Here is a 26,340-nt window from a genome sequence, read left to right on the forward strand (position 1 = left end):
CCGATGTCTTTTTCCGCAAGCATGGCATGCTCAGACCTGGAACAGGCGCCCGATGCCGGACGCCACCCCACCTACCGATCCCGCCCCCATGACCAGGACAACGTCATTCTCTCGCACCACGCCGCGCACAGCGGCCGGCAACTCATCCACTGCTTCGACGTATATCGGCTCGACTTTTCCGAGCACCCTCAGCGCGCGGGCGAGCGAGCGGCTATCGGCCGCCACGATGGGCGCCTCGCCCGCCGCATACACCTCGGTCAGCAACAGCACGTCGACGGTAGAGAGCACTCTGACGAAATCCTCGAACAGATCCCGGGTGCGCGAATAACGATGCGGCTGAAATGCCAGCACCAGCCTGCGGCCGGGGAAGGCTCCACGCACGGCGTCTATGGTGGCGGCCATCTCCACCGGATGATGGCCGTAGTCGTCGATCAGCGTGAAACTGCCGTCCGCATCCGCCCGGGCATCATCGGCCAACGGAATTTCTCCGTGGCGCTGGAAGCGCCGGTCCACGCCCCTGAAACTCTCCAGCGCGCTGACGATGGCCGTATCCGCGACACCGATCTCGTTGCCGACGGCAATGGCTGCAAGCGCGTTCTGTACGTTGTGCAAGCCCGGCAGGTTCAGGACGATCCGAAGCTTGCGAGTCCGTCCGTTGACCCCCACCAGCGCGGTGAAGCGCATCCGGCCCGCATCGTGACGGATGTCGACGGCTCGAACCTGGGCGGTCTCCGACAGGCCATAGGTGGTGATGGGCTTGGTTATGCCTGCCACGATCTCGCGCACGTTGGCATCATCCACGCACAGCACTGCCATGCCGTAGAACGGCAGGTGCTGCAAGAAATCGATGAATGCCTGCCTGAGTTTGCCGATGTCGTGGCCGTAGGTTCCCATGTGGTCCGCGTCGATATTGGTCACGACCGCCAGGACAGGCTGCAGGTAGAGGAAGGAAGCGTCCGACTCATCCGCTTCCACCACGATGAACTCGCCCTTGCCGAGCTTGGCGTGGGAACCGGCAGCCTCCAGCCTGCCCCCGATGACGAACGTCGGATCCATCTGTGCCTCTGCCAGGATGCTGGCGACGAGGCTGGTGGTCGTGGTCTTGCCGTGCGTGCCGGCAATGGCGATTCCCTGGCGTAACCTCAGCAGTTCCGCCAGCATGATGGCACGCGGCACCACCGGCACCTTGCGCGCGCGCGCGGCGATCACCTCCGGATTGTCCGGACCGATCGCCGTGGAAACCACGACCGCATCCGCCGCTGCAACGTGGCCCTCGGCATGGCCCTGATGGATGGCGGCGCCCAGCTTCTTCAGGCGACGGGTGATCGCCGTACCGGACAGATCCGAACCGCTCACCCGGTAGCCCAGGTTGAGCAGCACCTCGGCGATACCGCTCATGCCGGAACCGCCGATGCCGACGAAGTGCACGTGCTTGACCTTGTGCCTCATGCGGTACGCCTCATGTCTTCACCATCTCCATGCAGGCCTCCGCCACTACGCGCGTGGCCTCCGGCCGTGCCAGCGTGTGTGCGTTCCGGGCCATCTGCAGCAATGCCTCGCGCGTCAGACCCCGCAGCAGATCCGCCAGCCCCTGCGTCGTCAATTTCTCCTGCGGCAGCAGCAGCGCCGCCTGCCGGTCGCTCAGGAAGCGAGCGTTGGCAGTCTGGTGATCGTCGACGGCGTACGGATAAGGCACCAGGATGCTGGCCACACCCGCCGCGGCCAACTCGGCCACGGTCAGTGCCCCGGCACGGCACACCACCACATCGGTGTCGGCATAGCGTGCAGCCATGTCATCGATGAAGGCGACCAGGTCGCCCTCCACTCCGGCCTGAGCATAGTTCCGCTTCAGGACATCCAGATGCCGGGCACCCGCCTGATGCACGACCTGCGGCCGCAACGCCTCCGGAATCCGCCCCAGAGCCTGGGGCACGGTGGTATTCAATACTTGTGCGCCCAGGCTTCCGCCTACCACCAGCAACCTCAGCCTGCCGCTGCGTGCCGCGTATCGGGTATCCGGTGCCCCCAGTCGGCCGATGTCGCCGCGTACCGGATTGCCGGACACGATGACCTTGCCGTCCCCCGGGATCACGCCTGGAAATCCCAGCAGGATCCTGTCGGCGAGCCTCGCCAGGACGCGATTGGCGAGACCGGGGATCGAATTCTGCTCGTGCACCAGCAATGGCCTGTTCAGGAAAGCGGCCATCAGCCCGCCGGGGAATGCAGGGTAGCCCCCCATGCCCAGCACCACGTCCGGGCGTACCCGGCGGATGATCGCAGCGCTCTGCCACAGCGCCGCCAGCAAGCGCGCAGGCAGTGTGAGCCAGGTCACGAGCCCCTTCCCTCTCAGCCCGGAAAACCGTATCGTCTCCATGACATAACCCCGTTGCGACATCAAAGCCCCTTCCATCCCCCGCTCCGTTCCCAGCCATACCACGCGCCAGCCCGCCGCCCGCATGTAGTCCGCGACTGCCAGCCCCGGAAACACATGTCCTCCGGTCCCTCCCGCCATGATGAGTATGGTGAGGCTCACGCCGCGAACCCCTTCATCAATTGCCGATTCTCCCAGTCCACCCGCAGCAGCACCGCCAGCGCGATGCAGTTGGCGACGATGCTGCTGCCGCCGAAACTCATCAGCGGCAAGGTCAGTCCCTTCGTCGGCAGCACGCCCATGTTCACGCCCATGTTGATGAGCGCCTGTACGCCCAGCCAGACGCCGATGCCCTGGGCGACCAGCGCGGCGTAGGGACGCTCGCGCACTGCCGCTTGACGACCGATGATGAAAGCCCGTACCAGCAGCACCGCAAACAGCAGCATCACTGCCAGAATGCCGGCGAAGCCGAGTTCCTCCGCGATCACCGCCAACAGGAAATCGGTATGGGCCTCGGGCAGGTAGAACAGCTTCTCGACGCTCCCGCCGAGACCGACACCCAGCCATTCGCCGCGCCCGAACGCAATCAGGGCATGACTCAGCTGATAGCCTTTTCCATAAGGGTCGTCCCACGGATTCATGAATCCCAGAAATCGCTGCAAACGGTAAGGTCGCGCCCAGACCAGCAGCAGCAGGCCGATCCCCAACAATCCCGTCAGACCCGTGAACAGCCCGAGGCGCATGCCTCCCAGGAACAGCACCGCCATGATGATGCACGTGACGACCACGAATGCTCCCAGATCCGGCTCCAGCAGCAGCAATGAGCCGATGACGAGAATGACGGCCAGCATGGGCAGGAAGCCCCTGCGGAAACTGGCGAGATGCGCCGCCTTGCGAACCGTATAGTGGGCGGCGTACAGCACCACGAACAGCTTCATGAACTCGGACGGCTGCAGGTTCACGATCAGCAGCGGAATCCAGCGCCGGCTGCCGTTGACCTCTCGGCCTATTCCCGGAACCAGCACCAGTGCCAGCAGTGCCAGCCCGGCGAGAAACAGGTACGGCGAGCACGCATGCCACGTCCGCATCGGCACCTGGAATGCAACCGCCCCTGCCATCAGGCCCACCACCACGTAGGCGCCATGGCGGACGAGGTAGTAGGTGGACTGGCCATCGGTGCCGCGCCCCGCCTCGGCAATGGCGATGGAGGCGGAATAGACCATCACCGTTCCGAGACCCAGCAGCAGCACCGCGGACCAGACCAGGGACCGATCGAAGTCGGCTGGAGGCCGCCGGTAGTCCAGATCATTCTGATAGATCATCGTCACGGCGAGGCCTGCGCAGCATCCGGAAGACCCTCCTGTATCCTCCGCACCGCCGCCACGAACACTTCGGCGCGATGCGCGTAGTGCCTGAACATGTCGAGGCTGGCACACGCCGGCGACATCAGTACAGCGTCGCCTTTCCGTGCCAGCGCAAAACTCTTCCGCACCGCTTCTTCCAGGGTATCTGCACGATGCAGCGGCACCCCGCACCCTTCCAGGGCGGCGTGGATGCGTCCGGCATCGCGTCCGATCAATACCACCGCCCGTGCATGCCTTGTGACGGGAGGCGCCAAGGGAGAAAAGTCCTGCCCTTTGCCGTCGCCGCCGGCGATCAGCACCGCTGGTTGCATCATGCCTCTGAGCGCGGCCACCGTGGCACCGACGTTGGTCCCCTTGGAATCGTCGTAGAACGTCACGCCGCCGACCTCAGCCACCTGCTGCATGCGGTGCGGCAGTGCCCGAAACTCGCGCAGGGCCTGCAGCAGGGGATCGAGCGGCAGACCGACGGCCCGGCACAGCGCCAGGGCCGCGAGCGCATTGGCGGCGTTGTGCAGGCCCGCCACGCCCAGTTCGCCGATCCGCATCAGGCGGACATCCCCTTGCGCCAGCCAGACATCGCCGTCGCGTAGCAGACCAAAATCGTCGCCTGCCGGACGATCGAGGCCGAAGGATACCTGTCTGCGTCCCGCCACAGCCATGGTACGCACCCGGAAATCGTCCCGGTTCAGCACCTGCACCCCGCCATCGGCCACGCTGGCCCGGAAAAGCCGGGCCTTGGCGGCGGCATAGTCCTCCATCCCCGCATAGCGATCGAGATGATCCTCGCTCAGATTCAATACCGTCGCCGCGTCGGCGGCGAGACTGCGGGTGGCCTCCAGCTGGAAGCTGGACAGCTCCAGCACCCATGCCTGTGGCTGTTCGCCCGCGTCCAGGCGCCGCGTCAGCGCATCCAGCACCGCTGGTCCGATGTTGCCTGCCACCTCGACATCCCATCCCGCCTTCCTTGCCATCGCGCCCGTCATGGCGGTCACGGTCGTCTTGCCGTTGGAACCGGTGATGGCGATGATTCTCGGCCTTTCCGGGGCGACTCGTGCGATCGCCCAGGCGAAGAGCTCCATGTCCCCCGCCAGCGGCACGCCGCGCCGCGCCGCATCCCGCACCACCGGCTCCGTGTGGGGCACTCCGGGACTGAGCGCGACCAGGTCGATGCCGGCCGCCACGCCGGCGATGGCGCCAGGCCCATCCGCACCTGTAGCGATGCGGCCGCCGGGCAGCAACCGTCTCAGCTCTTCGAGGCACGGCGGTACGGCGCGGGTATCGACCGCCCGCACCTCGGCACCCAGGCGCTGCAGCCATCGAGCCATGGAAAGGCCGGTTTCGCCCATCCCCACGACCAGTACCGCCTTGTTCTCCACGTTCATGGACCGGTCTTCCTCATCTCAGCTTGAGTGACGACAGCCCGAACAGCACCAGCATCATGGTAATGATCCAGAAGCGCACCACGACCTGATTCTCCTTCCACCCCTTCAGCTCGTAGTGATGGTGCAGCGGCGCCATGCGAAAGATACGCCGGCCCAGAAGCTTGAACGAAGCCACCTGCAGCATCACCGACAGCGTTTCCACCACGAAGACGCCGCCCATGATGACCAGCACGATCTCCTGGCGCACGATCACCGTCACCGCGCCGAGCGCCGCTCCGAGCGCGAGGGCGCCGACGTCGCCCATGAACACCTCTGCGGGGTAGGCGTTGAACCACAGAAAGGCCAGTCCCGCACCCGCCAGGGCCCCGCAGAAGACGGCCAGTTCGCCGGCGTGCGGGATGTGGGGAATACCCAGGTACTTGGCGAACACCGCATGCCCGGCCGCATAGGCGAAGATCGCCAGCGCACTGCTGATCATCACCGTGGGCATGATGGCCAGGCCGTCGAGGCCATCGGTCAGATTCACCGCGTTGCTGGTGCCCACGATCACCAGATAGGTGAGCGCGACGAAACCGGCCACCCCCAAGGGAATCGCCACCTGCTTGAAGAAGGGCACGATCATGGTGGTCTGCGCCGGCATTTCGGCCGTCACCGCGAGGTACAGTGCAACCGAGAAGGCAATCGCCGACTGCCAGAAGAATTTCGCCGCGACGGAAAGACCCTTGGGATTGCGGTACACCACCTTGCGATAATCGTCCACCCAGCCGATCACGCCAAAGCCCAGCGTGGTCACCAGCACCACCCAGACGTAGCGGTTGCCGAGATCCGCCCACAGCAGGGTGGAGACGGCGATGGAAACCAGGATCAGCGCGCCGCCCATGGTGGGTGTCCCCGCCTTGACCAGATGAGTCTGGGGTCCGTCGTCGCGCACCGACTGGCCAATCTTGTATGCAGTGAGCTTGCGTATCATGGCGGGCCCGATGACGAATGAAATCGCAAGCGACGTGAGCGCGGCGAGCACGGTGCGCAGGGTGATGTAGCTGAATACGTTGAAGCCGCGCACATCCCGCGCCAGCCATTGCGCGAGTTCTAGCAGCATCGCGGGTACCCCGGCGCTGCAACGCCCGTCGTAACCCGCGCAAGACCAGACCGGAACGGATCATTCATGATTCTGCTCGATGTTCTTTACCACGCGCTCCATGCGCATGAAACGCGACCCCTTGACGAGCACCGTCACGTCGGCTGCCAGCCGGCCTCGCAATTCCGCCAGCAATCCGGCGACATCGACGAAATGCCTCGCACCCTTGCCAAACGCCACCACCGCATGCGCGCTGGCTTCGCCCAGCGCAAGCAGTTCGTCTATCCCCAGTGTGCGCGCCTCCGCACCGATGCGCGCGTGAAATTCCCAGACGGCGTCTCCCAGTTCACCCATGTCGCCCAGCACCAGGATCTTTCGACCCGGTGCCTTCGCCAGCACCGCCAATGCAGCCTTCACCGACTCCGGGCTGGCGTTGTAGCTGTCGTCCATCAATGTCGCCCCGTGCAGCCCGCGTTTCGCCTGCATCCGTCCCGCCATCCCGCGGAACGCGGCAAGTCCGGACGCGATCGCCGTCCCGCCGATACCCAAGGCCACGGCAGCAGCCGCGGCGGCCAGCGCATTGCGCACGTTGTGCAGGCCGGGGACCTGCAGCCGCACCTCCTCACCGCCCCCGGGCAGTAGCAGCGTCACGTCGCTGCCCCTGAAGTCCGAGCGACAACGTGCCCCCACCGTGGGGGTGCCCGTCAATCCGAAATCGACCACTGCCCTGCTTCCGGCAAGTGTCCGCCAGCGTTCCGCATACGGATCGTCGGCATTGATCACGGCGATGCCATGCGGATCGAGTCCTTCGAATATCTCGCCCTTGGCGCGTGCAACCGCCTCCAGCGATCCCAGGCCCTGAACGTGCGCCGCTCCGGCATTGATGACCAGGGCAACGCCGGGTCGCGCCAGCCGGGTCAAATAGGCGATTTCGCCCGGACGGTTCATGCCCATCTCGATTACCGCGTACCGATGCCGATCACGCAGCCTCAGCAGCGTCAACGGTACGCCGATGTCGTTATTGAAATTGCCCGCCGTTGCCAGCACCCTGTCGAGCTCGCCCGTATCCGGCGCTCCGCCGCATTCCGCCACCGTCTGCCGCAGAATGCAGGCGATCATCTCCTTGACCGTGGTCTTGCCATTGCTGCCCGTCACCGCCACCACCGGGATGCCGAAGCGGTCACGCCATGCAGCAGCCAGTCGGCCCAGTCCCAGGCGAGTGTCCGGCACCTGGATCAGAGGCAGATCCGATCCCCCGTCAACCACCACGTGATCGCGCGCGACCATCGCGGCGGCCGCACCCCGCGCCGCCGCCGCGGCCAGAAATTCATGACCGTCGAACCGCTCTCCCACCAAAGCCACGAACAGATCGCCGTCGCCCAGCGTGCGGCTGTCGGTACTCACGCCGGCGAACACCGCATTCCGGCCGCTCCAGTCGGCCTGGAGAGCTTCCGCCGCCGCCCGTACCGCCATCATGTCGCAGGCGCTGCGGCGGCAAGGCGCTGCAACGCTTCCCGGGCGACCCCGACGTCGCTGAAGGGAAACCTGGTCCCGCCCGCCTCCTGGTACGTCTCATGTCCTTTGCCTGCGATCAGCACGGCATCCTGCGCGCGCGCGCCGCGAATCGCCCGCTGGATGGCCGCCGCGCGGTCTGCCTCGATATGGCAGGGATGGCTCGCGCCCGCCTCGATCTGGCTGATGATGGCGCGTGGATCCTCCCCGCGCGGATTGTCGCTGGTGAGAATCACCTCGTCGGCGAACCGGGTCGCCGCTGCGCCCATCAAAGGTCGTTTTCCGGGATCGCGCTCGCCCCCGCAGCCGAGCACGCAGGTCAACCTGGGAGCGTCGCTCTGTGGCCGCGGCTCCGCCGAAGTGCTGGCCAGCATCTCGCGCAGCGCCGTCAGTGCCTGCTCCAGCGCATCCGGGGTATGGGCGTAGTCCACCACCACCAACGGCCGGTCACAGACACGCTCCATTCTTCCCGCCACCGGCGACACCTGCCGCAGCGCTCGCAAGGCGTCGGCCAAACTCCTTCCCCCTGCCAGCAGCACCGCCAGCACCGCCAGCAGATTCGAGGCGTTGAAGCGCCCCACCAGCCGGGTTTCAAGCGTGCCGCACTCGCTGCCGGATGCCGCTTCGAACACGACATCGAATACCATGCCTTCCGGATCGTGCCTGAGATTGCCGCCATGCAGCCGCGCGCGCTTTTCCGAAACCGGATATCGAGCGGCTGCATCGTCAAAACCGTACCCGATGATCGCCTGTCCGTCCGGAAGCCGTCGCGACAGTTCGATGCCGTATCCATCGTCGAGATTGAGGACGGCATGTCCCAGCCCGGGCCACTGGAACAGCCTTGCCTTGACGGCCGCGTATGTCTCCATGCTGCCGTGGTAGTCGAGATGATCGCGGGAGAGATTGGTGAACACCGCCACCGCGAACGCCGATCCATTGACGCGCCCCTGCTCGATCCCGTGCGACGATACCTCCATCGCCACGCAACGTGCGCCCTGCCGAACATAGTCAGCCAGTATCCGCTGCAACTGCACCGCATCCGGCGTGGTATGGGTGGCGGCGTCGAGCGCTTCGGGAAAACCGTTTCCCAGTGTGCCGATGACCGCCGTGCGATCGCCCAGAAGACTCAGGGCCTGCGCGATCCAATGACTGCAGGAGGTCTTGCCGTTGGTGCCGGTGATGCCGACGAGCCGCAGTCTGCGTGAAGGATGGCCGTACACCCGGTCGGCGATGGCACCCGCACGGGCCCGCAATCCCTCCACGGGCAGATTGGGAACCTGCCACGCCGGCTCCCACGCAAAGCCGCGGGGCTCCCACAGGATCGCGTTGGCGCCGGCGGCCAGCGCCTGGGGGATGAACCGGCGCGCATCCAGGCGTTTGCCGGGATACGCCAGGAACGTATCTCCCGGCCTGATCAGGCGGCTGTCCGTAACAAGATTTTCGATTCCGACCCCCAGGTTATCCAAGGCAAGGAAATCGTTCAGTTCTGCACGTTCCGGTTCCCGGCTCATGCGCCACTCTTCGAACCCGGGGCCATGGTGAGCGATACCCCGTTGCGAACAGGAGCATCGGGGGGAACATTCCATATGCGCAGGGCACCCCCCATCACCCGGCTGAATACCGGCGCTGCCACCGCACCGCCGAAATACTGGCCCGAAGAGGGCTCATCCAGCATGACGGCGATGACGAACCGCGGGTTGGAAGCCGGCGCATAACCCACGAAGGTCGACAGGTAGCGATTCTTCGCATAACCCTTTCCCTCCGGCTTGTGCGCCGTGCCCGTCTTGCCCGCTACGCGATAGCCGTCGACTCGTGCCTTCGGAGCGGTACCGCCCGGCTGCGCCACCATCTCCAGCATCCTGCCCACGGCGAAGGCGGTCTCCGGCGAAACCACCTGCTTGCCCGCCACCCGGGCATCCAGCCTCCGCAGCGAGACGGGCTTGAGCTCCCCCTTCGATGCGAACAGGGTATAGGCGCGCGCCAGTTGCAGCAGACTCACGGCGATGCCGTGGCCATAGGACATCGTCGCCTGTTCGATGGGACGCCAGGTGCGATGGGGACGCAATCTGCCGCCGACTTCGCCGGGGAAACCCGATCCGGTGGGCGCACCGAATCCCGATTCGCTGAGCATCTCCCACAGCGTCTGCGGCGCCAGCGACAGGGCGATCTTCGCGGAACCGACGTTGCTGGACTTCTGTATCACCTGCGCGACCGTCAGCGGCCCCTCCTTGTGGGCATCACGTATCACCGCCCGGCCGATGGAGAATGCGCCCGAACCGGTCTCGAGCACCGTGTCGGGGGTCACTTCCCCGGACTCCAGCGCGGCAGCCACGGTGAACGGCTTCAGGGTCGATCCCGGCTCGAACATGTCGGTCAACGCCCTGTTGCGCGCGCGCGACCCACGCATGCGCTGACGATTGTTGGGGTTGTACGTGGGCAGGTTGACGAGCGCCAACAGTTCTCCGCTCTGCGCATCAAGCACCACGATGCCGCCCGCCTTGGCCTTATAGGTATCGATCGCCTGGGTCAACTCGCGGAACGCAAGATACTGGATCCTGCTGTCGAGGGACAAGGCCATGTCTTTCCCGGACTGCGGCGCGCGGATGCTTTCCACGTCCTCGACGATACGCCCCTTGCGATCCTTGATGACACGGCGACTACCGGGCTTTCCCGCCAGCTCATCCTGCCACGCCAATTCCAAGCCTTCGCGGCCGATGTCGTCGACGTCGGTGAAACCGAGCACGTGCGCCGTCAGCTCGCCGGCCGGGTAGTAGCGACGATATTCGCGCTTGAGGAAGATACCCGGCAGGTTGAGCTCCACCACCCTGGCCGCGGTCTCAGGCGACAGGTGTCGCTTCAGATAGACGAAGTCACGACCCGCGCCCGGATACGAACCGCTGACACGCCGCTGGATTTCCTCGAAATCGACCTGTAACAGCTGCGCCAGCTGCTTCAGCTGCCGGGGCGTCGCCTCCACATTCTGGGGACTTGCCCATACCGACTCCACCGGGGTGCTGATTGCCAGCGGCTTTCCCTCCCGATCGGTGATGATCCCGCGATCCGCACTCATTTCCAGCAAGCGGCTGTAGCGCGACTTGCCCTCCTGCTGCAGGAAGCCATTGTGCATTCCCTGCAGATAGGCCGCGCGTACCGTCAACGCCACCATGCCCAGCAGGATGCAGGCCACCAGCAGGCGCGACCGGCCCGCCGGCAGGATCGCGCTCGGCGGGCGAACGGGCATCATGGAGCCCCGCCTTCCCCGGGAGCGACAACCACCGGGTCACTCGCCCGTACCGGCGAGATCACCTGTATGCGCGTGGCATCCGGCACGCGCATGCGCAACCGGCCGGTCGCGATCTGCTCGATGCGCGCCGGCATTGCCCAGGTACTCTGCTCGAGCTGCAGTTGCCCCCACTCCACGGCCAGCTGCGCCGTCTGCTCCTGCTCTTTTTCCAGTTCCACGAAAAGTTTGCGCGCCCGGTGCTGCGACGTCACCACCCCCAACGCGCAGGCGATGAGGATCAGTGTCAGCAGCATGTTGGTCCTGGCCACGTCAGCCGCCCGTCGTCATCGGGACTCCGACTGCGACCCCGCCAGCGCGTCGACCCGTTCCGCCACTCTCATGGTCGCGCTCCTGGCCCTGGGATTGGCCGCCAGCTCCGCCATGCCCGGCCGCACCTTGCCCATCAGGCGCAGGGTACGACGGCTCAGGGCGTGCAATTCCCGCTCCCGCAGGGGAACGCCGCGCGGCAACGCATCGGCCTCTGCCGATGCGCGCATGAAACGCTTCACCATCCGGTCTTCCAGGGAATGGAAACTGATGACCACCAGCCGGCCGCCGGGATTCAGGCTGTCCACGCATTGCGGCAGGGCCCGCGACAAGGCGTCGAGTTCCTGATTGAGATGAATCCGTATGGCCTGGAAGGTACGCGTGGCCGGATTCTGATTTTCCCGGCTGCGCGCGCGCGAGCGCACGGTCGCCACCACCAGCGCGACGAGCTGGAATGTCGTGACAATGGGCTGCCGCGCCCTTGCCGCAACAATTGCTCTTGCAATCTGCCTAGCAAACCGTTCTTCGCCATAGTTCCTGATGACCTCCTCCAAGTGCGCCTCCGGGACCCCGGCCAGCCATTGTGCCGCCGTCTCGCCCTGGCTGGTATCCATGCGCATGTCCAGCGGCCCGTCCAGCCGATAACTGAACCCGCGGGATGCTTCCTCCAGTTGCGGCGAGGAGACCCCCAGATCCAGCAGGATACCGTCTACTCGCGCCACCCCCTGCTGCCGCAGCGCCTCCCCCAGTTGCGAGAAGCTCGCATGAATCAAGTGCAGGCGCGGATCGGGAATTCGTTCTCCCTCCGCCAGAGCGGCCGGATCCCGATCGAATGCCAGCAACCTCCCATGCGGCCCCAGCCGCTCCAGTATCGCGCGGCTGTGGCCGCCGCGCCCGAACGTTCCATCCACATACACGCCGTCCGCTCGGACGACCAGGGCGTCCACTGCTTCCTGCAGCAGGACCGGGACGTGCATCGACGCATCGGCCGCGCCGTCAAAGCGAGAAACCGTCAAGCTCCGGCGGAATGCCGTCCTTGAAAATGAGCGCGTCATCCATCTGCACGTTCCATTTCTCGGCATCCCACAATTCGAATTTCATGCCCTGGCCCATCAGCACCACATCCTTGCTCAAGCCGGCAAACTGGCGCAGCAGGGGCGGCAGCAGGATGCGGCCGCCGCCATCCATCTCCACATCACTGGCGTTGCCGACGAGCAGGCGCTGCAGGTTCCGTATCCGGGAGTCGAAGCTGGACAAGCCAATGAGCTTCTGTTCCAGAGGTTCCCATACAGGCTGCGGATAGATCAGCAGGCAGCGGGAAGGATCCGCGGTGACGATCATGCGCCCGGCGCACAGGGAGGCCAGAGCATCCCGGTACTTCACAGGAACCGCGAGTCGCCCCTTATTGTCCAGGCTGATAGGTGTGCTGCCGCGAAACATTCGGTTTCCTCGCGCTCCGGCAGCCGCTCGATCCCAGGAAATCGACCATCGGGAGAGAGATGAACTGCACAATAATCCACTTTATTATTTTAAATCCCCATAATTACCCACTGTAATTAATAATATTCGTGAAGTCAAGTGAATACGATGCGTTTGTTGTTATGTGACAAGGACTTAAGGTAGAGATCGGCAAAATCCTTTCTCTGCCCCAATACCCTATTAAAATAAAGGGGATGTGGAAGACTGTTAAGGTTGTTTACCAGATCGTGGCGTGAAAGCCCCTGCGGCATGGACGGAGAGCGAGCCGCGCGCACTGTCGGCGGCACGACCGGCTGTACCTACCGCTGGAGGAGGGTGGAGGCATGTCGTGAAGGGGAATGTCCTATCGCCGGGCGGCGGACATCACGTCTGGCACGTTCCGTATCCAGCCGAGAACCCGGTGCAATTGCGCCAGATCACCGATTCTCAGCGTGAACAGCATGACCGCGAGCTCCCGTCGGCACTGGGTGTGGGTGGCGATTACATTGATCTTCTCGCGCAGCAGGATGGTCGAGATGTCGTTCAGCAGCCCTGGACGGTCGAATGCCCGAATCTCGACGTCGACCGGATAGCCAGCACCATGCTTCGACGCATCCCAATCCGCTGCGACCAGACGTTCCATGCTTTCCGCCGCCAGCCGCGTCAGGCTGGCGCAACCCTGCCGGTGGATGGTGATGCCGCGCCCGCGGGTGACGAAGCCGACGATGGCATCGGGAGGTGCCGGTTTGCAGCATTTCGCCAGGACCGTGAGCAACTTGTCGACGCCGACGATGAGCACGCCGTCTTCGGGCCCCGCGGCGGATCTCCTGTTTCCCGATGATTCCGCCGCCACCGCCACCATGCCGGACGTGCCCGGTGCACTCGTCTCGGCGGCATCCATCCGGCCCTGCAGGAACCCGCTCAGCTGATGACTGTTGATGTCGCCGCGCGCCACAGCGGCAAGAAAGGCGTCGAGCCTGGAAAACCCGAATGCGGCAGCCACCTTCTCCAGTCCCAGCGCCGTCATGCCCTGGCGCTGCATCTCCTTTTCCACGGTTGCCCGCCCTTGCAGGAGGGAGGTTTCGCGCTGCTGCGCGTTGAACCACTGCTTGACCTTGGAGCGGGCACGGGGACTCTTGAGGTAGCCCAGAGCGGGATTGAGCCAATCGCGGCTCGGTCCGCCCTGCTTGGCCGCGATGATCTCCACCCGTTGCGCGTTCTGAAGCGGGTGATCGAGCGTCACCATGATGCCGTCAACCTTCGCCCCGCGGCAGCGGTGGCCAAGGTCGCTGTGGACGTGGTAGGCGAAATCGACCGGGGTGGCGCCGCGGGGCAGGGAAATCACCTTGCCCTGGGGCGTGAGCACATAGACCGAATCCTGGAACAACGCGGTCTTGAAGTGTTCCGCCAGTTCCCCGGCGTCTTCCACGTCATTCTTCCATTCCAGGATTTGCCTCAGCCAGACGATCTTTTCCTCGTAACGGGCATCCCGTCTCGCACCCTCCTTGTAGCGCCAGTGGGCAGCCACGCCCATCTCGGAGTGCCGATGCATCTCGTGGGTGCGTATCTGGATTTCGATCACCTTGTCTTCCGGCCCCATCACGGCGGTATGGAGCGAACGATAGTCGTTGCTCTTCGGCCGCGCAATGTAGTCGTCGAATTCCTTGGGAATCGGCGTCCACAGATTGTGCACCATTCCCAGCACGGCATAGCAGTCCTTGATGTCGTTCACCAGGATGCGCACCGCCCGGGCATCGTGGATCTCCTTGAAGCCTACATCCTTGCGCCGCATTTTCCTGTATATGCTGTAGATGTGCTTGGGACGCCCGGTCACCTCGGCCACGATGCGGGCCTGATGCAGTTCCTGCTGCAGTTTTGCCACCACCCTGGCGATATACCGCTCCCGGCTGTCACGGGTCTCTTCGAGCAGCCGGGCAATCTCCTGGTAGCGCTCGGGCTCGAGTATCCGGAACGACAGATCCTCCAGCTCCCACTTTACCCGCCACAACCCCAGGCGATTGGCGAGGGGGGCGAAGATCTCCAGCGTTTCAATCGCCACCTCCACGTGCCGGGCAGCGTCATTGGCAACGAGGTGCCGCATCGTCTGCACGCGATCGGCCAGCGCGATGATGACCACGCGTATGTCTTCCGCCATCGCCAGCAGCATTTTCCGCAGCGCCTCGATCTGGGCGCCATGATCCACCCCACGACGCCCGCTCTTCTTTGCCGCTCCCAGGATGTGGATGCGGCCCATGCGCACCACGCCTTCCACCAGGTGGGCCACCGTCTCGCCGAAGGCCGATTGCAGCGCCTCCCGGAAACCCTCCGGCGAATCCGGGGTGCCGCACAGCAGTCCCGCAACCAGGGTGTCGGCATCGACCCGCAGTGACGCCAGGATCGATACGACCCCTGCCACATGCCGATCGGCCGCCTCGCCGTCCGGCAGGCGTCTGCCTGCATACAGCGGCTGGGAAAACGTCCATGCGCGCCGCAGGGTGTCGGCCTCCCCGGCAGAAGCGGGCAGCGCGGACAACACGGGCTCCAGCCAGGCGGCGGTTGCCGCGGGCAGGGGATCAGGCGGCGGCATTCCCGGCATATCGGACAAGGGGCGGTTCACTGCGACAATCGGGCATTCTGATTTCATCGGGGCCAGGAAGCTGCGGGTGGTGCGGGCGGGCTGGACGCAGAAGGGTCAGCCTGCCAATAGCGGGGATACAGGGTGCGCGCACGCCTCACTGCCGGCACGCCTCCCATGAAACGCAGCAGTATGGCTCCATCCTGGTCGCTGCGCAGCAGCGTGCTCCCCTGTCTCCGATAGCGTTCGACCACCTCTTCCCGGGGATGACCGAAGCGATTGCGGTAACCCACGGTGAATATTACCAGCCCAGGAGCCACCTGGCGCACGAACGCTTCGCTGGAAGATGTCTTGCTCCCATGATGGGGAGCCACCAGCACCGTCGCGGCCAACTGCTCACCGCTCTCCTTGAGCAGCCTGCGCTCGGCCTGCTTGCCGATGTCCGCGGGCAGCAATACGCTGCCGTGGGCAGACGTGACCTTCAGCACGCAGCTCCCGGCGTTGCTCCCGACCTTGCGCCTGGCATCGCGCTGCGGTGGCGGATGCAGCATGTCGAAGCGCACGCCGTCCCATTCCCAGGACTGCCCCGCAAGACAGGGGCGCTGCCTGGCGGCGGCTCGCCGGATCGGATGATCGACACCCAGGGAGGACACCAGCCATTCCACCGGTACCGCCTCCAGCACCGACAGCGCCCCACCGCTATGATCCGAGTCGGCGTGCGTGACGACCATGACGTCCAGGTGTCCGATCCCTTCGCCGCGCAGGTAAGGAACGATGATGCGGTTGCCACTGTCCGCTCCGGTGCCGAAAGCCGGACCCGTATCGAACAGCAGCGCATGCTGCGCCGTGCGCGCCACCACCGCCAACCCCTGCCCCACATCCAGCACCGTGAGCCACAGGGTCCCGGGTTCCGGCCTCGGCGGGAATACCAGAAACATGGGCAGCAGCGCCACCGCTCCCAGCCAGCGGGCAGGAAATCCGCTAGTGAATCTCGGACCACCCCCGAGACCGAACCCCAGTCCTCCTGGAAGCAACATCCAGATGATGCCGACCATCGCCGCACCCACCGTCCATGGCGGCGGCGCATGCTGGCTCCATACCGCTTGCGGCAGACTACCCATCCATTGCAGCATTTCCATGCAGGCGTGCATGATCATATGCGCCGGCAACAACAGGATGTCGAGAAAAGGCAGTGTCGCCAATAGTGTCAGGGGAACCACCACCAGACTTACCAACGGTATGGCGATGGCATTCGCGATGGGCGAGACCAGCGATACCTGCTGGAACATCGCCAGCAGCAGGGGTACCAGGCCGAGCGTGATGGCCCACTGCACCCGTACCCATCCGGACAGCCAGTGCTCGGCGCCAATCCTCCCGGCCGCGACCAGCATGATGACCGCCACCGCGCCGAACGACAGCCAGAAACCGGGGGCGAGCACTGCCCACGGGTCCAGCACCACCACGCACAGCAATGCCCAGGCCAGCACGGTCGTGGCGGACGCCAGGCGCCCCAGCCAGAGGGCAAGCGCCATCGCTGCCAGCATATAGACCGTGCGCTGCGCCGGCACTTCGAAGCCTGCCAGCAGCGCGTACCCGAACGCGGCGGCCAGTCCGGCGATCACCGCTGCCTTGCGGGCCGGCAGCCACAGCAGCAGAAGGTGGCTCCTGCGCCAGAGCCCGTAGGCCAGGGCAAACACCAGGCCCGAGACCATGGTCACGTGCAGCCCCGAGATACTCATGAGATGATTGACGCCCGTGCGCGTGAACACCTGCCATTGCGTCCGCGGGATCGCACGCTGGTCGCCCACTGCCAGCGCGACCAGCACCCCGGCATGGTCATAGCCGGGCAGCGCCGCGAGATGGCGTTCGCGTATCGTCTGGCGCAGGCGCGCGATCCGGTAAGTGGGCCGATCCACCTGCTCGGCCAGACGCAGGGTGCCGTCGCCGCTCCGGACATAGCCGGTGGCCCGGATGCGCCGTTCCAACGCCCATCTCTCGAAATCGAAACCGTGGGGATTGACGCTGCCATGCGGGCGCTTGAGCCGTACCGTCATCTGCCAACGCTCGCCCGCATTGGGCCTGCGCGGAGCGGCCTCCGGAGAAAGCGCCTTTCCGGGCCGGCGCCGCTCGTTGTACCACGTCAGGAGGATACGCTCGGGAACGGCCGCCCCTTCCGTCAACACCTGCTCCACGTCGAATGTGAAGCGTACCCCGTCTTCTCCGATCTGCGGGAGATCGGCCACCACCCCGGCCACCCGGATATTGCGACCCTCCCATTCGGCGGGAAGGGCATCCGCCAGGCGCCAATGGGCGCACGCCGCCGCCCAGAAAAACCCGGCCCCCGCAGCCACCCCGACGAGCATCATCCGGACGACGATCGGCGGGATCGCAGGCAGGCGCGCGAGCGCCACCACCAGCGCGATCCCCGGCAGCAGCAGCCAGGCCCAGTGCAGCAGGGGCAATTCTGCCTGCTGTTGCAGCCACGCCATACCCGCTACGCATGCAAGAACAGACGCTCGCATCGGACTTTCTCCCTGCCACCGGATTCAGGAGGATGTTTGCACGCAGGCTGGGTATTTTCGTACACTCTGCCCGTGCTGCGAAAATTCTTCAGAAAATACCTGCCCACCCACGAATCCGTCCGGCAAAACCGGTTCATCGGACTGTTCGGCAAGCACCTGCAGCACCACAACCTTTGGCACCTCCATCGCCGATCGGTAGCGGGCGGCGTGGCGGCGGGGCTGTTCGCCGGACTCATCCCCGGCAGCAATCCGGTGCAGTTTTTTTTTGCCGCCCTGTTCTCGATCGCCTTCAAGGTCAATCTTCCGGTAGCGGTATTCACCACGCTCTACTCCAATCCCCTGACGATCGTACCGATCTATATCGCCGCCTACGCCATCGGCGATCTCGTCACCGACGACGGCGGCGGCAACGTACCCCAGGCCGAGCTGCACCTCATGGACAAGCCCATCGGCGAATGGATCCCCGCGCTGATCGGCTGGCTGGAGGCCCTGGGCAAACCGCTGCTGGTGGGAATCCCCTTGCTGGCGCTGCTCCTGGCCACGGCCGGATACCTTGCGGTACGCGTCGCATGGCGGCTGTATGTGATATACGCATGGCGGAAGCGGATGGAGCACCGACACTGACGCGCCGTCGCCGGCCACCGCCGGCCCGCGGAAAGACTCCGCGGCTGCCTATTCTGCCAGTACCCCGTCCACCAGGCACAGCGTTCGCCCTGTCTTCCTGGCCAGATCCAGGTCATGGGTGACGATGACGAGGCTCGCGCCCACCTGACGATTGAGCTCGAGCATCAGCTCGAACACGCCTTCGGCGGTATGCCGATCGAGATTGCCCGTAGGCTCGTCGGCAAGCACGCAGGCGGGCTGGGTCACCAGCGCCCGCGCCACCGCGGCGCGCTGCCGCTCCCCGCCGGAGAGCTCGCCCGGCGTATGGGCAAGACGGTGACCCAGACCCACACGTTTCAGAATCTCCGCCGCGCGCTCGCAGGCTTCGGTGCGCGGGGTGCGCCGGATCAAAAGCGGCATGGCGACATTTTCCAGCGCGCTGAATTCGGGCAACAGGTGATGAAACTGATAGATGAAGCCCAGCGACCGATTGCGCAGCCTGCACCGCTCGTCCTCGCCCAGCGATACCATGCTGCGACCCATGATGCGTACGTCGCCGCCGGTCGGTGCATCCAGCCCCCCCAGCACGTGCAGCAGCGTGCTCTTGCCCGATCCCGAGGCACCCACGATGGCAAGGGTATGGGCCGCGGGCACATCCAGGTTCACGCCCAGGAGCACCGGGACTTCCTGCTTTCCCTGGAAATAGCTCTTGCGCATGTCCTGGCAGGCGATGACGGCTTCACTCATAGCGCAGCGCCTCCGCCGGATTGACCCGCGATGCCCGATAGCTGGGATAGATCGTCGCCAGCAGCGTCAGTACGAACGACACCACGGCCACGGCGATGATGTCGGCCGCCTGGGGATCGGATGGAATCTCGCTGATGTAGTAAACCTCCCGCGACAGGAACTGGACGCTGAACACGCGCTCGATCACGGCGATCACCGACTCGATGTTGTACGCCAGCGATACGCCTCCCAGGACGCCGAGCGCGGTGCCCAGGATCCCGATCAGGGTACCCTGCACGATGAAGATTTTCATGATGCTGCGCGGACTGGCTCCCAGGGTACGCAGGATGGCGATATCCGGCTGCTTGTCGGTCACCGCCATCACCAGGGTCGATACGATGTTGAACGCCGCCACCGCGATGATCAGCGCCAGGATGAGCGAGAGCATGCGCTTCTCGATCTGTATCGCGCGGAAATAATTGGCATGCTGACGTGTCCAGTCGCTGATGAGGACCGCCCGCGAGATCGTCGATGCCAGATCCTGCGCCACTTGCGGTGCGCCGAACAGGTCGTGCAGCTTCAGGCGCACCCCTGACACCTGGCCGGCCTCCATGCGGTAGAGTCTACGCGCATCCTCTATGTTGATCAGTACCAGGCTCGAGTCGTATTCGAAGTGCCCCGCCTCGAAAATGCCGGTGACCGTGAACTGCTTGAGGCGCGGCAGCATGCCGGCAGGCGTCACCTGGCCCTGGGGCGAGATCAGCACGATCTTGTCCCCGGTGAATACGCCCAGGGCTCGCGCCAGCTCCGATCCGATCACGATGCCGAACCGGCCCGGCACGAGATCCTCGAGTCGCCCATCTATCATCATCCGGGACAGATCGGCTACTCCGTCCTCCAGCTCTGGAGCAATGCCCCTGACCGCCACACCGCTGACTCCCTGGTCGAACGACACCATGCCCTGCGCGCTCACATACGGCGCAGCGGCCTCGACCTGCCCGTGCGCCAAGGCTTCCCGCGCCACGTCCCGCCAATCCGTCAGTCCGCCGTTGAATCCGCTGATCTGAATGTGGGACGCCACGCCCAGGATGCGCGAGCGCACTTCCTTCTGGAATCCGTTCATCACCGACATGACGGTAATGAGTGCCGTCATGCCCAGGGTGATGCCTAGCAGGGATATCAGCGAGATGAAGGAAATGAAGTGATTGCGGCGCTTGGCACGTGTGTAGCGCAGACCGATGAACAATTCGTAGGGCGACATGGGTTCGCGGCCCGGAGCATGAAAGATGCCGAAGTGTGCCATATTCCAACAGGGCTTAACAGGCTGGAGATGGTTCCGTCCCGCCGTTCGATCGACCACTCATCCGCCAGTTTCAGTACAATGATCCCTCGGCGCATCGTCGCCGCCATGCCCGGCACCCATGAGAGGAGTCACGCCACGGAAAAGGACCGCAACACCCTCCGCACATGATTTTCCCAATCCTCCGCCCTCCCCGCGCGCATCCTGCCGCCCGCGCCCCGTGTTTTGGAGAAACCGGACTCCGCCCGGTCGGCACACTCCGGCCCCAATGGATTCCGGCGATGCTTGGACTGCTCTGCCACACGCCATTCGCCTGTCCGGAGGTCGTCCATACAGCGGATCCCGGCACCTACCGTATGCAGCTCAGACAACTCGGCCCCGGTGACCGCCTGCAGCTGATGCCGGGGGAATACCGGGACGGCCTGCCCATCCATCACCTGCAGGGTACTCCCGGGCACCCCATCACGATCTCGGGCCCGGAAGGAGAACCCCTCGCGATCTTCATTGCACGGCCCGGGCACAATACGATCAGCATCGTCAATTCGCGATACGTCACCATCCGCGATCTGGTGCTGGATGGACGCAACCTGCCGGTGGACGGTGTCAAGTGCGAGGGACATGCGGACTGGGCACACCACATCACGCTCGCAGCGCTGCGCATCCGCGGCCACGGCCACAACCAGCAAACGGTGGGCATCTCCACCAAATGCCCGGCGTGGGACTGGACGATTCGCGAAAATGTGATCGAAGGCGCCGGAACCGGCCTTTATCTGGGCAACTCCGACGGGCGCGCACCTTTCATCGGCGGACTGATCGAGCACAACCTCGTCGTCGGCACGCGCGGCTACAACCTGCAGATCAAGCACCAGCAGCCCCGCCCGGCACTGCCCGGCATGCCGGACGAGGATCGTGTGACGATCATCCGCCACAACGTGTTCAGCAAGGCACAGGGCGGATCCGAAGACATGGCGAGACCCAACGTCCTGGTGGGGCACTGGCCGCTTTCCGGTCCCGGCGCACGCGACCGCTACCTCGTATACGGCAACTTCTTCCACCAGAACCCGTACGAGGCCCTGTTCCAGGGGGAAGGGAACATCGCCCTGTACAGCAACCTGTTCGTCAACCACGCGGGAGACGCGGTGCGGCTGCAGCCGCACAACGACACCCCGCGCGCAGTGGACGTGTTCCACAACACCGTGGTGGCTGGCGGCTCGGGTATCGTACTGGAGCGGCGCGAACACGATCCCGAATATCCGCAATTCGTCACGGCCAATATCGTATTCGCCGGGATACCGATCCGGGGCGCATCCCTGAAGGGGAACCTGACCGGGTCATTCGACGCCGCACCCAGGCATCTCGTCCGGCCGTTCGCTCCTCTGGGCGCGATGAGTCTGATGCCAGCGGGTGCGGGCATGCGATTGCAGCCGGACGCCCTGGCGCGCTTTGGCGCCTACCTTCACGCCAACCTGGATTTCGACGGCTACGCATGGGAAACCGACGTCGCAGGAGCCTACGCGCCCGGTCATGCGCACGGGCACTGGCGACCGGCCCTGGAAATCAAGCTTCTGCGCACCAAACCCTGAGCGGCGGGCAGCCAGCCATGCGCATCCTGCTCGCCATCCTTGCCCTGATCGCCTACGGATCGCTCTACCCCGGCGACTTCGCCCCCCCGGAACCCGGCGCCCTGCGACAGTTCCTGACCGACTGGAGCCTGTTCACCACCCAGGGCGACCTGCTCGGCAACATCGCTCTGTTCTTTCCGCTGGGAGCGGCCTGCATGCTCCTGCGCCCCGACTGGATGAAGGATTCCGTCCATACCTTCCTGCTCGGCCTGTTTGCGCTCACCTATTCGTTTGCCCTCCAGCTGGCGCAGGTATGGCTGCCCACTCGCACCGCGGGACTGGCCGACGTGCTGTGGAACATGACGGGGCTGCTTCTGGGCATGGGGGTGGCGCATGCGATCGGCAGGTACCGGCCCAAGCTGGCTCACATCCCGGGCGCCGGCGCATCGGCGCCCCTGTGGATCCTGCTGCTATGGCTGCTCACCGAACTGCTGCCGCTGGTGCCCACGCTGGACTGGCAGAAATTCAAGGATGCGCTGAAACCGCTGCTCCTCGGTTTCGAATTCTCCTTCTCCGCTGCGCTCATGCACGCAGCGGGCGTGATGATCGCGGGCATCGCCCTCGCGGCGCTGGGGCGGCGCCCGGCATGGTGGCTGGGAGGCGTGCTGGCCTGCGTGGGGATGGGCAAGCTCATCATCATCCATCTGGCCGTGGATGGATCGTTCTTCGTGGGTTCGCTGGCGGGCTACACGGGCTTTCTGGCGACGTCGCGATCCGATCGCACACGCCCGCCCGCATCGGCCTTCTGGCTGCTGCTGGCCGCCTGGAGCATCGCCGCGCTTTCCCCGTTTTCCATTGCACCGGCCGGGAGCTTCAACGGCATCCCGTTCGCCACCATGCTGCGCGGGTCGATGGAGGTCGGCGCGCGCGGGCTGACCCAGTCGCTGTTCGTCTACACCGCCCTGCTATGGCTGCTGCATCGGATGGGGACAGGGTTCGCACGGGCCACGGGGGGACTGATGGCAGGGTCGTTTATCATCGAACTGCTGCAGATGGGAATGCTGGGCCGTACGGCGGACGTGACGGAACCGCTGCTGGTACTGCTGGTGGGCTGGGCCCTGTCGCGGATGCATCGGCCCGGTATCCCCTCGGCACAGGCGATCGACAGCCCTGCGCCGGCGCACGGTACGGCAGCGCACATGAGGGAGGATCGAATAAGCGCAAGGCAGGTCCTGGCCATCATGGCTGCAGGCGTGGCCCTGTGCACTGCCGTCGGCTGGCTCGTCGCCCGATCGCCATGGGTGCCCTACAACGTGCGCGAACTGGTCTATTCCGGGCATCCCTTCCGGTCGCTCGTGCTGCTTGCGATCCTGGCATACTGGGCGGCGGGCTTCACCATCCTGATCGTACGGCGGCTGTCACGGGGGGAAGCATATCTGCTCGGCCTCCCGCCCCTGGTGCTGCTGCACGGACTGGGGGCATGGCTGCTGCTGTGGCTGGCGGTGCCCGACGAAAGCTTCCACGATATCGTCGGTTCCCCGATTCTGGACTGGCCCTGGAAATGGGAAGTCCTGGGACGCTTCCTGGCGGTGTTCGGCTTCTACAGCGTCGCGGCGACCGGCGGCACCATCGCAGCCGCCCGGCATGCCCTCCCCGGCCGCGGAGCATGGACGGCGATGCTGGGCTGGACGATCGGCGCCTGCCTGCTGCTGCCGGTCTTCTACTACGTCATGGTGATGGCGGCAGCCACCGACAACGTGGTCGAACTGATCGCCGGCAACGGCAGCGTGACGGGATTCCTGCTGATCGGCCTGGCGATGGCCGGCATCGCATTCGGCGGAACCAGCGTGGCGCTGGGACTCATGCCAACGACCGGCGCGCGCGGCGCGGCACTCGCCGGGACGCTCGTCAGCGGGATGCTGGTCTATCTTGCGCTGCACCTCGGCACGGAACAGGTGATCGTCAAGTACGGGCGGGTCTTCTCCGCGCTGCAGTTCCTGCTGAGCAGTGACCGTACTCAACTGGCAACAACGGAAGAGCTCATCCTGCGCTACCTGACGCTGTGGAGCGCCCTCGTCGCGACCATCGCGATGGTGCAATATCCGCTGTGGCGCCGCAGTCTCCCTGCCCGTCCCGGAACCGAGGTCGGCCGCATATCACCGGCCGCCTGAACCTGGACGGCTTTCGCCTGCCAGAGATGTCAATCGCCAGCGGCAAGACGCGACCGGGCAAATGGTCTCGATCCCGATCCAGCCGTCGCCCCTGCGTCGATGGCGAAGAACGCCTCCATCACCTGGCCGCGAGCCGGCGTGCCCATCCCACCATCGAGCATACGCTTCGCTTTCATGCCCTGTTAATGGTACGCGGACACGCTCGCGGCCCGCGCAACCGCCCGTTCCTCGTACGGCTGCCCGCTTGTCGGCAGGCGGGCATGGTCCACGGATAGCACGTTGCGCAGAAACGATTCGAACATCAGCAGCGACCACAGCGGCGCACTGTGGTCGCGCCTGCCCGACTGGTGCTGTGCCAGCAATTCTCCGAGGAAGGCCCGGTCGAAGATTCCCGTCTCGGCCAGCACCGGTCCCAGCAGCGCCTCCTCGATCCTCTGCCGCAAAGGGCCGCGGAACCATTCCGCGAGCGGCACCGAGAATCCCATCTTGGAACGATAGAGCACCTCGTCCGGCAGGTAGGGTTCGAGTCCCTTCTTGAATACGTACTTGCCCTGGTGCCCCTGCAGCTTGAAGGACACCGGCAGTCCGGATATCCACTCGACGAGTTCATGATCCAGCAGCGGCACGCGCACTTCCAGGGCGTGCGCCATGCTGGCGCGGTCCACCTTGGTCAGGATGTCGCCCACCAGGTAGGTTTTCATGTCCAGGTATTGCACACGGGACAGCGGATCATCGACGGGGCACCGCCCGGCGTGCTCGCGCAGCACCTCCACCGCCCGGTACCCCTCGAGGCTGCGGCTGAAGTCGCCGCTGAACAGGCGTCGACGCATGGCGTCCTTCATGATGGAAACGCCATGAAAATAGCCTTCCACGGAATCGCGCGCCAGGGCCTCGAAGGTGGACTTGGCACGCAGCACCTTGGGTGCCCAGTCGGCCTTGGGATAGAGTCCGCCCAGCAGGCCGAACAGAGGCCGGCGCAGTCCCAGCGGCAGCATGGAGCGCAACCGCTCCTCATACAGGTGCCAGCGGTAGCGGCGATATCCCGCAAGATTCTCGTCCCCGCCGTCCCCCGACAGGGCGACGGTCACGCGTTTCCTGGCCAGTTCGCAGACGCGATAGGTCGGCATGGCCGAACTGTCGGCAAAGGGCTCGTCGTACAGCGTGGCGAGCCTGTCCACGAGGTCGAAGTCGTCCGGCTCCACCTGCTCGACGTCATGCCGGGTATGGTAGCGCTCCGCCACCATGCGGGCGTACTCGGATTCATTGAAGGCGGGATTGCCGAAGGAAATGGAGCAGGTGTTGACCGGCTCATCCATCAGATTCGCCATCATCGCCACCACCGCGCTGGAGTCCACTCCTCCGGACAGGAACGCTCCCAGCGGGACTTCCGTCATGAGATGGAGGCCGACCGATTCACTCAGCCGGGCGATCAGCCCCTCCTGCGCCGCCTCCAGACTCATGGGGTCGTGCGGGACGAACGGCACGTCCCAGTAGCGCTGCGGTTGCGGCACGTCCCGCCCGGTCGAGAGCCTCAGCGTATGCCCCGGGGAGAGCTTGAACGCCTCGCGAAAGATCGTCTTCGGCTCGGGCACGTAGCCATACGCGAAGTAGTCCTCGATGGCGCGAGGATCCATCGTGCGCGCCAGGCCCGGATGCGCCAGCAGCGCCTTGAGCTCGGAGGCGAACGCCAGCATGCCGTCGTCGAGCAGGGCGTAATAGAGCGGCTTGATGCCGAGCCGATCCCGGGCGAGGAACAAGGTCTCCCGGTTCCGATCCCACAGGCCGAAGGCGAACATGCCGCGAAAATGGTCCACGCATCGCTCGCCCCATTCCTCCCAGGCGTAGACGATGACCTCGGTGTCGCAATGGGTGCGGAACGTATAGCCACGGGCGACCAGTTCCGCCGTGAGCGCCTGGAAATTGTAAATCTCGCCGTTGAACACGACGACCACGGTGCCGTCGGCGTTGAACAGCGGCTGCTGCCCGCTGGAAACGTCCATGATCGAAAGGCGCCGATGGCCCAGGCCCACGCCGGGCTCGGTATGAAGCTCGCCTTCATCGGGACCGCGATGGATCTGAAGCTGATTCATGCGCCACAACAGCCGCCGGTCGATCTCGCGCCTGCCGCGCGTGTCAAACAATCCCACGATTCCGCACATACCGGAC

19 protein-coding genes are annotated in these 26,340 nt (G+C 65.1%); 3 read left to right on the forward strand and 16 right to left on the reverse strand.

Annotated elements, in window-relative coordinates; genetic code table 11:
* Nucleotides 1–30: 30 nt before the first annotated feature.
* From murC to BT108_RS04790, 13 genes are all read right to left on the reverse strand, one after another.
* A complete protein-coding gene (gene murC / locus BT108_RS04730) occupies nt 31–1,449 on the reverse strand; it encodes a UDP-N-acetylmuramate--L-alanine ligase (RefSeq protein ID WP_072293392.1) in 1,419 nt (472 codons plus the stop codon).
* Between the two features lie 10 nt (nt 1,450–1,459).
* A complete protein-coding gene (gene murG, locus BT108_RS04735; RefSeq protein ID WP_072293434.1) occupies nt 1,460–2,512 on the reverse strand; it encodes an undecaprenyldiphospho-muramoylpentapeptide beta-N-acetylglucosaminyltransferase in 1,053 nt (350 codons plus the stop codon).
* Between the two features lie 17 nt (nt 2,513–2,529).
* Nucleotides 2,530–3,693, reverse strand: coding sequence for a putative lipid II flippase FtsW (gene ftsW / locus BT108_RS04740; RefSeq protein WP_072293393.1), 1,164 nt, complete (start codon nt 3,691–3,693; stop codon nt 2,530–2,532).
* 2 nt (nt 3,694–3,695) lie between these two features.
* Nucleotides 3,696–5,117, reverse strand: coding sequence for a UDP-N-acetylmuramoyl-L-alanine--D-glutamate ligase (murD, locus tag BT108_RS04745; RefSeq protein ID WP_072293394.1), 1,422 nt, complete (start codon nt 5,115–5,117; stop codon nt 3,696–3,698).
* 13 nt (nt 5,118–5,130) lie between these two features.
* Nucleotides 5,131–6,216 carry a phospho-N-acetylmuramoyl-pentapeptide-transferase gene (mraY, locus tag BT108_RS04750; protein ID WP_072293395.1) on the reverse strand — a complete coding sequence of 362 codons (1,086 nt, stop codon included), beginning with the start codon at nt 6,214–6,216 and terminating at the stop codon, nt 5,131–5,133.
* 60 nt (nt 6,217–6,276) lie between these two features.
* Nucleotides 6,277–7,671, reverse strand: coding sequence for a UDP-N-acetylmuramoyl-tripeptide--D-alanyl-D-alanine ligase (murF, locus tag BT108_RS04755; protein ID WP_072293396.1), 1,395 nt, complete (start codon nt 7,669–7,671; stop codon nt 6,277–6,279).
* Entirely contained in the window at nt 7,668–9,218 is a 1,551-nt protein-coding gene (locus BT108_RS04760) for a UDP-N-acetylmuramoyl-L-alanyl-D-glutamate--2,6-diaminopimelate ligase (protein ID WP_072293397.1), read from the reverse strand. The genes murF and BT108_RS04760 overlap by 4 nt, the downstream gene beginning before the upstream one ends.
* Nucleotides 9,215–10,951, reverse strand: a complete 1,737-nt coding sequence (locus tag BT108_RS04765; RefSeq protein ID WP_072293398.1) for a peptidoglycan D,D-transpeptidase FtsI family protein — start codon at nt 10,949–10,951, stop codon at nt 9,215–9,217. The genes BT108_RS04760 and BT108_RS04765 overlap by 4 nt, the downstream gene beginning before the upstream one ends.
* Nucleotides 10,948–11,259, reverse strand: coding sequence for a cell division protein FtsL (gene ftsL / locus BT108_RS04770; protein WP_072293399.1), 312 nt, complete (start codon nt 11,257–11,259; stop codon nt 10,948–10,950). Before ftsL ends, BT108_RS04765 begins: the two co-directional genes overlap by 4 nt.
* Before the next feature lie 15 nt (nt 11,260–11,274).
* The gene (gene rsmH, locus BT108_RS04775; RefSeq protein WP_072293400.1) at nt 11,275–12,234 is read right to left on the reverse strand and encodes a 16S rRNA (cytosine(1402)-N(4))-methyltransferase RsmH; all 960 of its coding nucleotides are present in this window, start codon (nt 12,232–12,234) and stop codon (nt 11,275–11,277) included.
* A gap of 19 nt (nt 12,235–12,253) precedes the next feature.
* Nucleotides 12,254–12,697 (reverse strand): division/cell wall cluster transcriptional repressor MraZ, encoded by a 444-nt coding sequence (mraZ, locus tag BT108_RS04780; RefSeq protein WP_072293401.1) that lies wholly within the window; start codon nt 12,695–12,697, stop codon nt 12,254–12,256.
* Nucleotides 12,698–13,079: 382 nt separating this feature from the next.
* Nucleotides 13,080–15,302: a RelA/SpoT family protein gene (locus tag BT108_RS04785; protein WP_083566216.1), complete on the reverse strand. Its 2,223-nt coding sequence runs from the start codon at nt 15,300–15,302 to the stop codon at nt 13,080–13,082.
* A 53-nt stretch (nt 15,303–15,355) separates the two neighbouring features.
* Nucleotides 15,356–17,779 (reverse strand): ComEC/Rec2 family competence protein, encoded by a 2,424-nt coding sequence (locus tag BT108_RS04790; RefSeq protein WP_255369620.1) that lies wholly within the window; start codon nt 17,777–17,779, stop codon nt 15,356–15,358.
* A 69-nt stretch (nt 17,780–17,848) separates the two neighbouring features.
* Between BT108_RS04790 and BT108_RS04795 the strand changes: the two genes are divergently transcribed.
* On the forward strand, nt 17,849–18,436 hold the full coding sequence (locus BT108_RS04795; protein WP_255369621.1) for a DUF2062 domain-containing protein: 588 nt from the start codon (nt 17,849–17,851) through the stop codon (nt 18,434–18,436).
* A gap of 48 nt (nt 18,437–18,484) precedes the next feature.
* On the opposite strand, the gene lolD is transcribed toward BT108_RS04795, so the two are convergent.
* Together lolD and BT108_RS04805 are read right to left on the reverse strand one after the other, a co-directional pair.
* On the reverse strand, nt 18,485–19,162 hold the full coding sequence (lolD, locus tag BT108_RS04800; protein WP_072293404.1) for a lipoprotein-releasing ABC transporter ATP-binding protein LolD: 678 nt from the start codon (nt 19,160–19,162) through the stop codon (nt 18,485–18,487).
* Complete coding sequence (locus BT108_RS04805) at nt 19,155–20,402, reverse strand: lipoprotein-releasing ABC transporter permease subunit (RefSeq protein WP_072293436.1); 1,248 nt, start codon at nt 20,400–20,402, stop codon at nt 19,155–19,157. Before BT108_RS04805 ends, lolD begins: the two co-directional genes overlap by 8 nt.
* 320 nt (nt 20,403–20,722) lie before the next feature.
* Here BT108_RS04805 and BT108_RS04810 point away from each other — a divergent pair, with 320 nt between their 5' ends.
* Together BT108_RS04810 and BT108_RS04815 are read left to right on the forward strand one after the other, a co-directional pair.
* Nucleotides 20,723–22,024, forward strand: coding sequence for a right-handed parallel beta-helix repeat-containing protein (locus BT108_RS04810; protein WP_083566217.1), 1,302 nt, complete (start codon nt 20,723–20,725; stop codon nt 22,022–22,024).
* A 17-nt stretch (nt 22,025–22,041) separates the two neighbouring features.
* The gene (locus BT108_RS04815) at nt 22,042–24,174 is read left to right on the forward strand and encodes a VanZ family protein (RefSeq protein WP_072293405.1); all 2,133 of its coding nucleotides are present in this window, start codon (nt 22,042–22,044) and stop codon (nt 24,172–24,174) included.
* Between the two features lie 182 nt (nt 24,175–24,356).
* On the opposite strand, the gene BT108_RS04820 is transcribed toward BT108_RS04815, so the two are convergent.
* On the reverse strand, nt 24,357–26,333 hold the full coding sequence (locus BT108_RS04820; protein ID WP_072293406.1) for an XrtA/PEP-CTERM system amidotransferase: 1,977 nt from the start codon (nt 26,331–26,333) through the stop codon (nt 24,357–24,359).
* Nucleotides 26,334–26,340: the final 7 nt, after the last annotated feature.

It is taken from the genome of Nitrosovibrio sp. Nv17, from assembly GCF_900119085.1.
Taxonomy (GTDB): Bacteria; Pseudomonadota; Gammaproteobacteria; order Burkholderiales; family Nitrosomonadaceae; genus Nitrosospira.